This is a genomic window from Citrobacter sp. RHBSTW-00944 (assembly GCF_013615435.1).
GTDB classification, from domain to species: domain Bacteria; phylum Pseudomonadota; class Gammaproteobacteria; order Enterobacterales; family Enterobacteriaceae; genus Citrobacter; species Citrobacter braakii.
The window spans coordinates 2808410-2823312 of the sequence record NZ_CP055418.1; the positions used below are offsets into that span (position 1 = coordinate 2808410).

A 14903-nucleotide genomic window follows, 5' to 3' on the forward strand; every position below is an offset into this window, starting at 1 on the left:
TTAACCACAATAGAGTCCCCCCGTCACGATTTTTACACTGTAAATCATCAAGATTCTTTATTCATCACACGCAAACCAACGGCGTGACCAATGTTTCGTTGTTGCATCGTGACGGGAGAAAATATGGACAGCAGTAAACGGCAGTTTCTCCAGCAACTGGGCGTCCTGACCGCTGGCGCATCACTGGTACCCTTGGCTCAGGCGCAATTTCCCTTCTCGCCTGAACGCCATGAAGGCTCACTTCAGCATCGCTACGCCATGCTGGTTGACCTGCGACGCTGTATCGGCTGCCAGGCCTGTACTGTCAGTTGCGCCATTGAAAACCAGACGCCGCAGGGTGAATTTCGCACCCTCGTTAACCAGTACCAGGTGCAGATTGAAGGTCAGCAGAGCGTCACCAACGTCCTGCTGCCGCGGCTGTGCAACCATTGTGATAATCCTCCCTGCGTGCCCGTTTGCCCGGTACAGGCTACCTTCCAACGCGAAGACGGCATTGTGGTGGTCGACAACACGCGCTGCGTGGGCTGCGCCTACTGCGTGCAGGCCTGCCCTTATGATGCGCGATTCATCAACCATGAAACACAAACCGCCGATAAATGTACCTTTTGCGTTCACCGCCTCGAAGCTGGCCTGCTCCCGGCCTGCGTGGAATCCTGCGTCGGCGGCGCGCGCATCATAGGCGATATCAAAGATCCGCACAGCCGGATTTCTCAAATGCTGCGTGAACACCATGACGCCATCAAAGTCCTGAAACCGGAAAACGGGACATCACCGCACGTGTTCTATCTGGGTCTGGACGAAGCGTTTGTAACCCCGTTGATGGGACGTGCTCAACCCGCTCTCTGGCAGGAGGTTTAAATGAACCATTCACTGGTTATTGAAGAGGTTCTGGCCCATCCCCAGGACGTAAGCTGGTTACCCTGGGCCGTACAATATTTCTTTTTCATCGGCATTGCCGCCTGCGCCACGCTGTTCGCCTGCGTACTTCACTGGCGTAAACAAGAGATGCCGGAGCTGGAAAATCTGACGCTGTTAATCGCCCTGACCTGCGCGATTACCGCGCCGCTGGCGCTGACCGCTGACTTACACCAAACCGCCCGCGTCTGGCATTTCTACGCCTGGCCGACGCCGTGGTCCTGGATGCCCTGGGGCGCGCTGTTTTTACCGCTCTTTACCGGCTTCTTAGGTCTGTGGTTTCTGGCGCAGCATGTTAAACGGTTAACGCTTAAAAGTTACAGTGTCACTAAGTGGCTGGCGATAGGTAGCGCCTTGTCAGCCATCGGGTTGCTGGTATACACCGGCCGCGAAGTGTCGGTAGTGCAGGCGCGTCCTGTCTGGTTCAGCTACGCCTTTCCGGTTGCGATGTTCCTCAGCGCGCTGCAAACGTTTCTCGCCCTGCTCATCGCCGCGACAAAAAGCGAGGGAACATTGACCCGCAAACTGGCGTGGGGGCAGACAGTCACCCTGATGGTACTGGCTTTGGTCGTGGTGATATGGGTGAGCGGCAATACGCTTTCCGGTTCGGCTATTCGCCAATGGCTGAACGTTGCCCCGTTAGCACGACACTACGCCATCGGTTGGGTTGCGCTATGGCTTGTTTCGCTTGTCCTGTGCGGGCTGGTGCTACGTAACCCCTTATCGCTGCCGCTGCGCATATTACTTGCATTTAGCGCGATGGCGCTGTGCTGGCTGATGCGCTGGACGTTACTTATCCAGGTGCAGACCATCCCGAAATTTAACGCGCTGTTTAATCCTTACACCCTGCCCGGTGGTACCGATGGCTGGCTGGCCATTGTGGGCACCTTCGGCCTGTGGATAGCACTGATCATTATTGTTCGTGAAGCCCTGAACGCGATCGCAAGGAGAATGCAACATGGCTAATTTAACCCGTCGTCAGTGGCTTAAAGTAGGCCTTGCCGTAGGTGGCATGGTGACTTTTGGCCTGAGTTATCGGGATGTGGCAAAGCGCGCGATAGACGGTTTGCTGGACGGCTCCTCGGGCAAAATTACCCGAGACCGCATCTTTGGTAACGCCCTCATCCCCGAAGCCAATGCCCAGCCGCGCTGGCAGCAGAACCCGCAGCAGGTTATCTCCATGACGCAGTGCTTCGGCTGCTGGACGCAGTGTGGCGTGCGGGTGCGCGTTGACAGCGAACAAGGCAAGGTGTTGCGCATTGCGGGCAACCCCTATCACCCATTGTCTCACGAGCATCATATTGACGCCTCCGTCCCCTTTGCCACCGCAATGGAACAACTGGCGGGCGAAACGGGTCTTGACGCGCGTTCCACGGCCTGCGCCCGTGGCGCAACCTTACTTGAAGGTTTATACAGCCCGTTACGCATTCTCCAGCCCATGAAACGTGTCGGCAAACGCGGTGAGGGAAAATGGCAGCGCATCAGCTTCGAACAGCTGATCAAAGAGGTGGTGGAAGGCGGCGACTTGTTTGGTGAAGGCCACGTTGACGGCTTGCGGGCAATCCATGACACCAACACGCCGCTTGATGCCATGCATCCCGGCTATGGCCCTAAATCCAATCAACTGCTGGTCACCAATACCAGCGATGAAGGACGTGATTCATTTTTGCGCCGCTTTGCATTAAATAGTTTTGGCAGTAAAAACTTCGGCGCTCATGGCGCTTACTGTGGTCTGGCATACCGGGCCGGTTCCGGTGCGTTAATGGGCGATCTGGATAAAAATACCCACGTGAAGCCCGACTGGGACAACGTCAAATTCGCGCTATTTATGGGAACGTCTCCGGCGCAATCCGGTAACCCGTTTAAGCGCCAGGCTCGCCAACTGGCCAGCGCCCGTTTACGCGACGACTTCCGTTATGTGGTGGTGGCGCCGGCCCTGCCATTGACCACGGTGCAGGCTGACAATCGCGGCCACTGGCAGCCTGTACGTCCGGGAAGTGACTCCGCGCTGGCGATGGGGATGATCCGTTGGATTATCGAAAAACAGCGTTATAACGCCGATTATCTCACCATTCCCGGCGTACAGGCCATGCAGCAGGCCGGAGAAAAAAGTTGGACTAACGCCACGCATCTGGTGATTACCGATGAGCTTCCAACCCTTGCCGGACAGCATTTAACCCTCGCGCACCTGAGCGCAAACGCCGCCCAGGAACCGGTGGTCATTAACGAGGCCGGCGAAATTGTCGCCGCCAGCAGTTGCCCACGCGCGCAGTTGTTCGTCACCCGCCAGGTCACGCTGGCAGACGGTCAGACGGTGACGGTAAAAAGCAGCTTCCAGTGTCTGAAAGAGTCCGCCGGGAAACTGACGCTGACGCAGTACAGCCAACAATGCGGCGTGTCTGAAGCTGACATTGGCGCCCTGGCCGACGCGTTTACCCGCCATGGCCGCCAGGCAGCGGTGATTACGCACGGTGGAATGATGGCAGGCAATGGATTTTATAACGCCTGGGCGGTGATGATGCTCAATGCGCTGATTGGCAATCTCAGTCTTGAAGGCGGCGTATTTGTCGGCGGCGGCAAGTTCAATGGCGCCACCGACGGTCCGCGCTACAACATGGACAGCTTCGCCGGGAAGGTAAAACCAAAAGGATTAAGCATCGCGCGCAGTAAAACTGCTTATGAGTCTTCCGAAGAGTATCGCAATAAGGTGGCGGCCGGACAATCGCCCTTCCCGGCCAAAGCCCCGTGGTATCCGTTTGTCGCAGGCCAGCTTACCGAACTCCTCGTCTCGGCGCTGGAAGGCTACCCTTATCCGCTGAAAGCCTGGATCTCCAACATGACCAACCCGTTCTACGGCATCGCAGGGTTGCGCGGCGTGGCGGAAGAAAAGCTCAAGGATCCTGCGCGTCTGCCGCTGTTTATCGCTATTGACGCCTTTATGAACGAAACCACGGCGCTGGCCGATTACATCGTGCCGGATACCCACAACTTTGAAAGTTGGGGATTCAGCGCCCCGTGGGCCGGCGTTGCCAGTAAAGCCACCACCGCGCGTTGGCCGGTAGTGACAGCGGCAACCAGCAGTACCGCTGATGGTCAACCCGCCTCGATGGAATCTTTCTGTATCGCAGTGGCAAAACGTATCGGGCTCCCCGGATTTGGTGACAATGCGATTACCGATCCGCAGGGCAATCACTATCCGTTGAATCGTGCGGAAGATTACTACCTGCGACTCGCCGCCAATATTGCGTTTATGGGCAAAGCGCCGGTCGCTGAAGCGCAACCGGAAGACCTGGCGCTGACTGGGGTACAGCGGATCGTGCCGGTGATGACCCAAACGCTGAAAGCCGATGAAATCAGCCGGGTGGCGTTTATCTACTCCCGCGGTGGGCGTTTTGCGCCAGACAACAGCGGGCGGGTTGAGAATCGGATAGGCAATGCGTGGGAAAAACCGCTACAAATCTGGAATGCGGACGTCGCCGCGCACCGCCATGCAATTACCGGCGAGCGCTACAGCGGCTGCCCGGCCTGGTATCCTTCACGACTGTCAGATGGGCGTGCGGTCGAGGAGTTGTTCCCGGAACAAGAGTGGCCGCTGAAACTGATTTCTTTTAAATCCAATACCATGTCCAGCGCCACGGCGGTGATCCCTCGTTTGCATCATCTGAAGCCGGTTAATCTGGTGGCGCTTAATCCGCAGGATGGTCAACGATATGGTTTAGCGCATGGCGATATGGTGCGTATCACCACGCCTGGCGGTCAGGCGGAGGCGCAGATAAGCCTGCTTAATGGCGTGATGCCGGGCGTGATCGCCATTGAACACGGTTATGGGCATAAAGAAATGGGCGCGGCGCAGCATACGCTCGACGGCAAGCCGATGGCGTTTGACGCACAAATAAGGTCGGGGATTAATCTCAACGATTTGGGCTTTGCGGATCCTACCCGGCAGGTAGCCAATACCTGGCTTGACTGGGTGTCAGGTGCAGCGGTGCGCCAGGGGTTGCCAGCGAGGATTGAGCGAGTGAAACTCTAGCGCCGGATGGCCACGCCAACGCGTTTTATCCGGCCTACAGAACGTCGTAGGCCGGATAAGGCAACGCCAGCGGATCAGTTATTTACCGGGATCACCGCACCTTTATATTTGGTGCGGATCCAGTCCTGGATCTCTTTTGAGTGCAGGACATCAACCAGCGCCACGATATCTTTTTTCTTCTCGTCGCCACGATGCACGGTAATGATGTTGGCATACGGGTTGTTTTCACCACTTTCGACAGCGATAGGATCTTTCACCGGATCCAGCCCGGCGTCGATGGCGTAGTTGGCGTTAATTACCACCGCATCGCCTTCGTCGTTGTTATACATCTGCGGTAACAGCGCGGCTTCCACGTTAGGCAGGAACTTCAGTTTTTTCGGGTTCTCGACGATATCGCTAATGCGCGCGGTGACTTTATCCACGCCCGGCTTCAGCTTGATTACGCCCTCTTTTTCGAAAATCGACAGAATACGGCCTTCCTCAGATACCGCATCGCGCATGATGACCTTGCCGCCTTCCGGCAGATCTTTAAGCGATTTCACTTTTTTCGAATAGATCCCAATTGGCTCGATGTGAATCGCTCCGGCGCTGACGAAATCATAGGTTTTATCGCCCGCATGATCTTTAATCACGCTGTTCAGGTACGGAATATGCTGGAAGTAGTTAGCGTCAATCTCACGGCCAGCCAGCGCGGTGTTGGGCAGAATGTAATCCTGGAACGGTTTAATCTCTAAATCGATCCCCTGCTTCGCCAGAATAGGCTTAGCCTGCTCAAGGATCTCCGCGTGCGGCACGTTTGAGGCGCCAACGGTCAGAGTATCGGCCCAGGAGGCAAAGCTCAGGGCGCTTAAGGTTGCTGCGGCGAGTAACGTCAGTGATTTTTTCATGATAATGGTTTCCGTATTTTATTAGCGTTTATCTAACAGAGAGGTGATCACATCGCCGCAAAGCTGGATGATGAAGACAATGAGCAAAATCGTCACCGTCGCCACCAGCGTGACGTCGCTGTGGTTGCGCTGGAATCCTTCCAGATAGGCCAAATTCCCTAAACCACCGGCACCAATCACCCCTGCCATCGCGCTGTAGCTGACCAGCGCAATCAGCGTCACGGTGATCCCGGACACCAGAGCAGGAGAGGATTCCGGCAGTAAAACCCGAAAAATAAGCGTGCTTAGCCGTGCGCCCATCGAACGCGTCGCTTCAATAACGCCTTTGTCGACTTCACGCAGGGCTATTTCGACCAGACGCGCATAAAACGGTGCGGCCCCTACAATCAGCGCAGGCAACGCGGCATTAGCGCCGAGAATGGTGCCAACCATCGCTTTGGTAAACGGGATCAGCAGCACGATCAGAATGATGAACGGGATGGAACGAAAGATATTCACCACCAGCGAAATAACGCTATACACCGCGCGATTGTGAAACAGTCCGCCGCGTGCGGTCAGGAACAGCGCCAGACCAAGTGCAACGCCCAGGACAAAGGTCGCCGCGCCAGAAAGGACCGTCATGTAGAGCGTTTCCTGGGTTGCTGCCAACAGTTGCTCCCACTTCAGATGAGGAAACAGTTCTTCAGCCATGGTTGATCACCTCGCCTTCAATGTCGCTCTGGCGCAGATCGGCCAAAATATTGTTCAATTGTTCCTCAGAGGCCACAACGTGCACCCAAAGCTGACCAAACACGCCGTGCGCGGTTTGCGTCATCTTGCCGTGTAAAATGTTAAACGGCAGGCCATAGCGCAGGGTCAATTCGCCAACCACCGGCCGATGCGTACGTTGCCCGGTAAACGTTAGCTTGATCACCACACCGCCCAGCTCGCGGGCCAACTGTGGGTTAAACTCGTCTTCCTCGGTGTACTGACTCACCTGACGAACGAACTGTCGGGTGATCGGCTGTTGGGGATGGGTAAAGACGTTGAGCACGTCGCCTTCCTCAACGACCCTGCCGTTTTCCATTACCGCGACGCGATCGCAGATTTTGCGTACCACGTGCATTTCATGCGTGATCAGCACAATGGTTAATTTGAAGCGGCGATTAATATCGAGCAGCAAATCGAGGATCTGATCGGTAGTTTGCGGATCCAGCGCCGAGGTGGCTTCATCACACAGCAGAACGTCAGGATTGTTCGCCAGCGCACGGGCAATTCCTACCCGCTGTTTTTGCCCACCGCTAAGCTGGGACGGATATGCATTTTCACGACCGCTCAGCCCCACCAGCGAAATCAGTTCAGCAACTCGCGCTTTAATTGATGCTTTTGGTGCTCCAGCAATTTGCATAGAGAACGCAATATTTTCACTAACCGTTCGTGACCACAGCAAATTGAAGTGTTGAAACACCATGCTGATTTTCAGTCGCGCCTGACGTAAAGATTCCCCACGGGCGGCAGAGATATCGTGGCCGTTAATCGTTACGCTGCCTGAAGTCGGTTTTTCCAGACCATTAAGTAAGCGTATTAAGGTGCTTTTCCCCGCCCCGCTGTAACCAATAATTCCGTAAATCTGTCCCTGTTCAACCGTCAGGTTGACGTTATCGACAGCGGTAATGGCAAGCCTGCCTGGCGTAAACACTTTCGAAATATTTTTCAGGACAATCATGTCGTTTAGGTATCCGCTGCTGCTTATTGTTCTGCTGCTAGCGCTTTTGGCTGTTTAGCAGTATGGATGTCCAAACGAGTGTAATCAGTGAGATTAGCTTTTAAAATGAATTAAAACGCATTTGATATAACTTTTAGAAATATGTCGGTTTGGTCGGCGCTATACACAAAAAGTCAGGGATTGGGATGACAATTACACCTTGTTGCGCAACAAATGCTGCTGCGAATAACCTCTTTATCCATACCTGGAAACAAATTAATGAATATTTTCTGTAAAACTGCACAGAAGTGTTTTGAAACGCTGTTTCCATTTTCCTTTTTGATAATTTTCAGCGTATAATGCGCGCCAATTGTCTCTTGAATGGTTTCAGCACATTGACCTGTAAAACTCAACGACTACAAAACTCACCATCCCGTTGGGCTGAAACACAAGCACACATTCCTCTGCACGCTCTTTCGATGTCACCTATCCTTAGAGCGAGGCATCACAACTTTCGTAACTCAGGTTTAGCTTCCCGTCCGTGCGCGGCGGGAGCCAGATTTCCATATCCTTCTCAACTTAAAGACTAAGACTGTCATGAAAAAGACGAAAATTGTTTGCACCATCGGTCCGAAAACCGAATCCGAAGAGATGTTAACCAAAATGCTGGACGCGGGCATGAACGTCATGCGTCTGAATTTCTCCCACGGGGACTATGAAGAACACGGTCAGCGCATCAAGAATTTGCGCAACGTCATGAGCAAAACCGGCAAGAAAGCCGCAATCCTGCTCGACACCAAAGGTCCGGAAATCCGTACCATCAAACTGGAAGGCGGTAACGACGTTTCCCTGAAAGCGGGCCAAACCTTCACCTTCACCACCGACAAATCTGTGGTCGGCAACAACGAAATCGTTGCTGTTACTTATGAAGGCTTCACTAAAGATCTGTCCGTCGGCAATACCGTTCTGGTTGACGATGGTCTGATCGGCATGGAAGTTACCGCTATCGAAGGTAACAAAGTTATCTGTAAAGTGCTGAACAACGGCGACCTGGGCGAAAACAAAGGCGTTAACCTGCCGGGCGTTTCCATCGCGCTGCCAGCACTGGCTGAAAAAGACAAACAGGACCTGATCTTCGGTTGCGAGCAAGGCGTTGACTTCGTTGCAGCATCCTTTATCCGTAAACGTTCTGACGTCGTTGAAATCCGTGAGCACCTGAAAGCGCACGGCGGCGAAAACATCCAGATCATCTCCAAAATCGAAAACCAGGAAGGCCTGAACAACTTCGACGAAATCCTCGAAGCATCTGACGGCATCATGGTTGCTCGTGGCGACATGGGCGTTGAGATCCCGGTTGAAGAAGTTATCTTCGCGCAGAAGATGATCATCGAAAAATGTATCCGTGCACGTAAAGTCGTTATCACTGCGACCCAGATGCTGGACTCCATGATCAAAAACCCGCGTCCGACCCGCGCTGAAGCCGGTGACGTAGCGAACGCCATCCTCGACGGTACCGATGCAGTAATGCTGTCTGGCGAGTCTGCAAAAGGTAAATACCCGCTGGAAGCCGTCACCATCATGGCAACCATCTGTGAGCGTACCGACCGCGTGATGACCAGCCGTCTGGACTTCAACAACGACAGCCGTAAACTGCGCATCACCGAAGCCGTTTGCCGTGGCGCGGTTGAAACTGCAGAAAAACTGGATGCTCCGCTGATCGTTGTAGCAACCCAGGGCGGTAAATCTGCTCGCGCAGTACGTAAATACTTCCCGGATGCCACCATCCTGGCGCTGACCACCAACGAAACTACCGCGCGTCAGCTGGTGCTGAGCAAAGGCGTAGTTGCACAGGTGGTTAAAGAAATCAGCTCTACCGATGATTTCTATCGTCTGGGTAAAGAAGTCGCTCTGGAAAGCGGTCTGGCTCAGAAAGGTGACGTTGTGGTGATGGTTTCCGGTGCACTGGTTCCGAGCGGCACGACCAACACGGCATCCGTTCACGTGCTGTAATAATTCCAACGCGAATTAATTTGCTTAAAAAAGCGCCCTGGTGGCGCTTTTTTTATTTTATCGATAGCTACAATTAATAAAAAATCAAATCGGATTTCACTATCTAATCCGTGATTATCTAAGATGAATCCGATGGAAGCTTTCTGTTTTCACTCGGGTTTTTAGCCGTTTTTGCACAATTCGATGCTTCTTTGAGCGAACGATCAAAAATAAGTGCATTCCCATCAAAAAAATATTCTCAACATAAAAAACTTTGTGTAATACTTGTAACGCTACATGGAGATTAACTCAATCTAGAGGGTATTAATAATGAATCGTACTAAACTGGTACTGGGCGCGGTAATCCTGGGTTCTACTCTGCTGGCAGGTTGCTCCAGCAACGCTAAAATCGATCAGCTGTCTTCTGACGTTCAGACTCTGAACGCTAAAGTTGACCAGCTGAGCAACGACGTGAACGCAATGCGTTCCGACGTTCAGGCTGCTAAAGATGACGCAGCTCGCGCTAACCAGCGTCTGGACAACGCAGCTACTAAATACCGCAAGTAATAGTATCTGTGTAATAAAAATGGCGCACATTGTGCGCCATTTTTTTTGCTCTGAATTTCCCTTCCCTGTTATTGCGTAGCGCGCACCTCTGCATCCTCTCCCGGCACGCCATTCTGTGCAGACTTCACTTCCGTGCCATTGCTTACGACCGACGCTTGCCCGGCCGTTACGGTGACCGGATAGCCCGCACGACGATACAAGGCTCTTTCCACCAAACTGTTATCCACGGCTTTATTGTCTTTAAACTGGGTAAAACCGGCTGGCAGCACATACGGCATGGTCTGGACGTTTTGCTCCTCTTCCGGCGACAGCGGTCGATGCACCTCGACATAGCGCATTCCGTTCGGCTCTATCGAATATTTTATCGGCTCATTAATCACCCGAACCGGCGTTCCTGTCCGGACCTGAGCAAACAGTGCTTTGATGTCCGGCGCGTTCATGCGAATACACCCAGAACTTACGCGCAGTCCCACGCTGTCAGGCGCACTGGTGCCATGGATCAGATATTCACCGTTTCCATGCGCCAGACGCAGTGCAAAGCGTCCTAACGGGTTATTTGGCCCGGCAGGTACTACCGGCGGTAATGTTATGCCGCGCTCCAAAGAGCGTTTACGGATGCCTGCTGTAGGGGTCCAGTTCGGATTCGGGATTTTCTGCCCAACCCGGGTTTCCATTACTGGCGTTTCCAGCCCCTGCAAACCGATACCAATTGGGAAAACCTGAACAATATTCTCTCCCGGCGGGAAGTAATACAGACGCAATTCCGCCAGATTCACAATAATGCCTTCTCGTGGTGCATCCGGTAGCAGTAATTGCGAGGGAATAGTAATCAGCGTTCCGGGTTTAGGTACGGGGGCAATAGTATTATTGGCTTCAAGGATCAGCATTGCGGCGGTATCAAACTTACGGGCAATCGCCTGTAGGTTTTTATCGCCTTCCTGCACGGTGTAAGTTTGATTTTGCCCAACAAGACGGCTGTTCGCCTGAGGCAAAGGATAATCGACCGCCCATGCGGCCTGAATAGCGCTGTAAGCGCCGATTAGCATTAACGTAATAACAGACGCGCGTTTCATACTCACCCCCCTGGCGTTCCTGCCGGACGGCGTCGAGCGCCCGATCCGGCCTACGAGTCACTGCGTTGCACTACCTCACTCTTTCACGTCGAGCTGAAAATTGACGTGTTTTATCAGTTTAGCTAAGAGTTGCGGCTTTGGTGCGAATAGCCCGAATCATCGCCTCCAGCCCTTGTGAACGAGACGGTGTGAGATGCTGTGCGAGCGCCATTTTTTCAAACCACGGACGCACATCAAAATTCACAATATCCTGGGCGGTCATGCGGTCATATAAAATGAATACGACAGCGATAAGCCCTTTCACAATTGCCGCATCGCTGTCGCCCTGTAATTCAATAATTCCTTCAGCATTCTGACGCATGACAATCCATACCTGACTTTGACAGCCCTGGATGCTATTTTCCGTATTACGATCGACGTCGTTTAATTCCGGCAAACGCTGACCCAGTTCAATAATGTACAGGTATTTCTCTTCCCAATTAGCGCAACGCAGAAAATTACGCAACAACTTTTCTTTATCCGGTAGCGCAGCCATAAGGCCTCCCTGTTATCCCAGTAAGTGATGAATACGCTTGAGGCCCGTTACCAGGCGATCCACTTCTTCGTGGGTGTTGTACATGGCAATCGACGCCCGGCACATCGCAGGAACGTTATAGTAGGCCATCAGCGGCATGGCGCAGTGATGCCCTGTCCGCACGGCGATGCCATAGTTATCAAGAAAACTCCCGACGTCATAGGCGTGATGTTTGCCGAGGTTAAACGCAATCACCCCCAGACGATTATCCGGCCCGTAGAGCGTTAAATCCGGCACATCCGCCAGCTGTTCCAGCGCATAGCGCATCAGGAATTGTTCATATTCGCTGATTTCAGTAAGCCCCAGCGCGGAAACATATTCAATAGCCGCGCCGAGTCCAATAATTCCCCCGGTGTTTGGCGTTCCGGCTTCAAACCGCCAGGGGGCTTTGGCCCACGTCGTCCCCTGGCTCAGGCTCACCGTCGCAATCATCGACCCACCGCCTTCCCACGGCGGCATCTCCTGCAGCAACGACTCTCTGGCATACAGAACGCCAATACCGGTTGGCCCGTAGAGCTTGTGCCCAGAGAAAACATAGAAGTCGCAATCCAGCGCCTGCACATCCACCTGATGATGCATAACTGCCTGTGCGCCATCCACCAGCACTTTCGCGCCGTATTGATGCGCCAGCTCAATCATCTCAACCAATGGGTTTTCCGTGCCCAACACGTTAGACACATGGGTAATCGCCAGCAGTTTCGTGCGATCGTCAAACAGCGTCGGCAGCGTTTCCAGTTGCAACGTACCTTCTGTATTGAGCGGAATAACGCGCAGTTCTGCACCTACGCGAGCGCACAACATCTGCCAGGGCACAATATTGGCGTGGTGCTCCATTTCGCTGATGATAATGTTATCGCCCGCCCGCACATTGCTGCCGCCCCAGCTGTTAGCCACCAGGTTAATACCTTCCGTTGTGCCGCGAACAAACACCAGTTCTTCAGCTGAACGGGCGTTGATAAACAGCGAGGCGAGCTTGCGTACATTCTCCATTTTTTCCGTGGCCTGCGCGCTCAACGTATGGATCCCGCGGTGGACCGCGGCATAGCCGTGACGGTAAAACTCGGCTTCGGCATCAATCACCTGGTTGGGCTTTTGCGCGCTGGCGGCGCTATCCAGATACGCCAACGGTAAACCGTTCACTTCACGCGTCAGGACCGGAAAATCAGCCCGCACTTTTTCAATGGGAAATGTCATGCTACGCCTCCCGGCAAGCGTTGGGCGATCCGTGCCATGACCTGTTGTTTCAGCGTTTCCTCGCCCAGGGCTTCAGTCAGCTCAGCGGCAAACGCATAGAGAATCATTTGTTGGGCATCCTGCTGGCCGATCCCGCGCGAACGCAGATAGAACATCTGCTCGTCGTCGATCCGCCCTACCGTCGCCCCGTGGCTGCATTTCACGTCGTCGGCGTAAATTTCAAGCTGCGGCTTGGTATCCACTTCCGCCAGTTTTCCGAGCAGCAAATTATTGTTGGTCATCTGACCGTCGGTTTTAATGGCGTGCTGAGCGACGTTGATCAGGCCATTGAATACCGCGCGCCCCTTATCGCTGACAATCGTTTTATGCAGTTGTCGACTGTTGCAATATCCCTTGTTGTGCGCAAGCCAGGTGCGGGTATCGCAGACTTCATTTTTCACCGGCATCGCCAGGCTGTTAAGCCGAAGCGTGGTGTTTTCGCCGTTAAGCTGGGTGCTGGTGTTATGGCGCAACACCGCATCACCGAGTAAAAAGCTGTGGCTGGCGGCCGTGGCATCAGCGCCCAACTGAATATCATTATGCGCGAAGTGGTGGCTGAGCGGATTCTCAAACGCCAGTTTGATGTGGCGCAAGTGTGCGTTTGCCGCGACGTTCATCGTTAATCGTGCACCGGTAAAATGGCGATATTCGCTGAGGCTGACATAGTGTTCAATGACGGTGGCTTCTGCGCCTTCTGCCAGATCCAGATGGTGGCGATAGTGCGCCGTGTTCACCTCATCACCCGCCAGCCCCTGGGTAATGTGCAGCAGCAGCAATGGTTTTGCCGGTCGCTGGTTACGCTTCACCTGAATGTGCGTTACGCTGCGGGAGAGGCTTTCGGTCAGGTGCAGAAAGACTTCCGGTTGGATAGCCGCCGGTAGCGACTGGCGCACATCATCAACGGTAATGTTAAACCCGCTACCTTCTGCGCTGTCGCTGAGCGTTGGACAGAATTGCCCGTCAACAAACACCAGGCGGACAGCATCAATAGCCGGCGCTAACGCTTCACACTGGGCGGACGTTATCTCAGTGACATGACTGACAAACTGGCTGTTGGTTAATCCTTCCAGCGGTGTGTATTTCCAGTCCTCATGCTTACGCGTTGGCAGTCCCAGACGCAGCATCTGCTGCAGGTGCTGCTGGGCATGGTGCGAGCGCGTCTCCCCTTGCGTTTCAAACAGATGATGCCACTGTTGCAGCACGTTACTGCTGTTCGCTAAGCCAGCCATAACCTTGCTCCTCCAGTTGTTTGACCAGCGTGAAATCGCCGGATTTCACAATTCGCCCTTGGTAGAGAACGTGCACATAATCGGGTTTGATGTAATCCAGGATGCGCTGATAGTGGGTGACAATAATGAATGAACGTTGCCCGTCGCGCAGCGAGTTCACGCCATCCGCAACGACTTTCAGCGCGTCGATATCCAGCCCGGAGTCCGACTCATCAAGAATGCACAGTTGAGGTTCCAGCACCGCCATTTGCAAAATGTCATTACGCTTTTTCTCGCCACCGGAGAAACCAACGTTGACCGAACGCGTTAACAAATCTTCCGGCATCTTCAATAACGCGATTTTCTCTTCCATCAGATCCTGGAAGTCAAACCTGTCCAGCGACTCTTCGCCACGGTAGCTGCGCACCGCATTCAGTGCCGTTTGCAGGAAAAACTGATTACTGACGCCGGGGATTTCTACCGGATACTGAAATGCCATAAAGATCCCTTCACCGGCCCGGTCTTCGGGTGACAGTTCCAGTAAATCCTTACCGTTGAATTCTACCGTCCCGCCGGTGACTTCGTAGTCATCGCGCCCGGCGAGCGTTGCGGAAAGCGTACTTTTCCCGGAACCGTTCGGCCCCATAATGGCGTGCACCTCACCTGGGCCAATATCCAGGCTCAGCCCACGCAGGATCGCCTTATCTTCCACACTGACCTGTAAATCTTTAATGCTTAACATG

The 14903-nt window shown here is 53.7% G+C and carries 14 protein-coding genes; 6 read left to right on the forward strand and 8 right to left on the reverse strand.

The genetic code is table 11. The features are described from left to right. Positions 1-123: 123 nt before the first annotated feature. From ttrB to ttrA, 3 genes are read left to right on the forward strand one after another with little or no spacing between them, the layout of a single operon-like run. Positions 124-858 carry a tetrathionate reductase subunit TtrB gene (gene ttrB, locus HV334_RS13520; RefSeq protein WP_019076686.1) on the forward strand — a complete coding sequence of 245 codons (735 nt, stop codon included), beginning with the start codon at positions 124-126 and terminating at the stop codon, positions 856-858. After that, positions 859-1881, forward strand: coding sequence for a tetrathionate reductase subunit TtrC (gene ttrC / locus HV334_RS13525; protein WP_181220486.1), 1023 nt, complete (start codon positions 859-861; stop codon positions 1879-1881). It begins immediately after the preceding gene. Beyond that, positions 1874-4945, forward strand: a complete 3072-nt coding sequence (gene ttrA, locus HV334_RS13530; RefSeq protein ID WP_181220487.1) for a tetrathionate reductase subunit TtrA — start codon at positions 1874-1876, stop codon at positions 4943-4945. Before ttrC ends, ttrA begins: the two co-directional genes overlap by 8 nt. 74 nt (positions 4946-5019) lie before the next feature. Here the strand turns inward: ttrA and HV334_RS13535 are convergent, their stop codons facing one another. The 3 genes from HV334_RS13535 to HV334_RS13545 are packed head-to-tail and all read right to left on the reverse strand — an operon-like array spanning position 5020 to position 7537. Further along, a complete protein-coding gene (locus HV334_RS13535; protein WP_003029358.1) occupies positions 5020-5832 on the reverse strand; it encodes a MetQ/NlpA family ABC transporter substrate-binding protein in 813 nt (270 codons plus the stop codon). A 21-nt stretch (positions 5833-5853) separates the two neighbouring features. Beyond that, positions 5854-6522 carry a methionine ABC transporter permease gene (locus tag HV334_RS13540; RefSeq protein ID WP_016152914.1) on the reverse strand — a complete coding sequence of 223 codons (669 nt, stop codon included), beginning with the start codon at positions 6520-6522 and terminating at the stop codon, positions 5854-5856. Next, entirely contained in the window at positions 6515-7537 is a 1023-nt protein-coding gene (locus HV334_RS13545) for an ATP-binding cassette domain-containing protein (protein WP_016156371.1), read from the reverse strand. Before HV334_RS13545 ends, HV334_RS13540 begins: the two co-directional genes overlap by 8 nt. Positions 7538-7911: 374 nt before the next feature. Here HV334_RS13545 and HV334_RS25305 point away from each other — a divergent pair, with 374 nt between their 5' ends. The 3 genes from HV334_RS25305 (at position 7912) to lpp (ending at position 10072) form a co-directional block, all read left to right on the forward strand. Continuing rightward, entirely contained in the window at positions 7912-8106 is a 195-nt protein-coding gene (locus HV334_RS25305) for a hypothetical protein (protein WP_242637968.1), read from the forward strand. 7 nt (positions 8107-8113) lie between these two features. Beyond that, positions 8114-9526 (forward strand): pyruvate kinase PykF, encoded by a 1413-nt coding sequence (pykF, locus tag HV334_RS13550; protein WP_016152912.1) that lies wholly within the window; start codon positions 8114-8116, stop codon positions 9524-9526. 309 nt (positions 9527-9835) lie between these two features. After that, positions 9836-10072, forward strand: coding sequence for a murein lipoprotein Lpp (gene lpp / locus HV334_RS13555; protein WP_003029373.1), 237 nt, complete (start codon positions 9836-9838; stop codon positions 10070-10072). A gap of 68 nt (positions 10073-10140) precedes the next feature. On the opposite strand, the gene HV334_RS13560 is transcribed toward lpp, so the two are convergent. From HV334_RS13560 to sufC, 5 genes are all read right to left on the reverse strand, one after another. Beyond that, positions 10141-11145 carry a L,D-transpeptidase family protein gene (locus HV334_RS13560; protein ID WP_181220488.1) on the reverse strand — a complete coding sequence of 335 codons (1005 nt, stop codon included), beginning with the start codon at positions 11143-11145 and terminating at the stop codon, positions 10141-10143. A 118-nt stretch (positions 11146-11263) separates the two neighbouring features. Then, entirely contained in the window at positions 11264-11680 is a 417-nt protein-coding gene (sufE, locus tag HV334_RS13565; protein ID WP_103766237.1) for a cysteine desulfuration protein SufE, read from the reverse strand. Between the two features lie 12 nt (positions 11681-11692). Continuing rightward, on the reverse strand, positions 11693-12913 hold the full coding sequence (sufS, locus tag HV334_RS13570) for a cysteine desulfurase SufS (RefSeq protein WP_016156370.1): 1221 nt from the start codon (positions 12911-12913) through the stop codon (positions 11693-11695). Beyond that, positions 12910-14181, reverse strand: a complete 1272-nt coding sequence (sufD, locus tag HV334_RS13575; RefSeq protein ID WP_181220489.1) for a Fe-S cluster assembly protein SufD — start codon at positions 14179-14181, stop codon at positions 12910-12912. The genes sufS and sufD overlap by 4 nt, the downstream gene beginning before the upstream one ends. Beyond that, the gene (gene sufC, locus HV334_RS13580; RefSeq protein WP_019076682.1) at positions 14156-14902 is read right to left on the reverse strand and encodes a Fe-S cluster assembly ATPase SufC; all 747 of its coding nucleotides are present in this window, start codon (positions 14900-14902) and stop codon (positions 14156-14158) included. The genes sufD and sufC overlap by 26 nt, the downstream gene beginning before the upstream one ends. Position 14903: the final 1 nt, after the last annotated feature.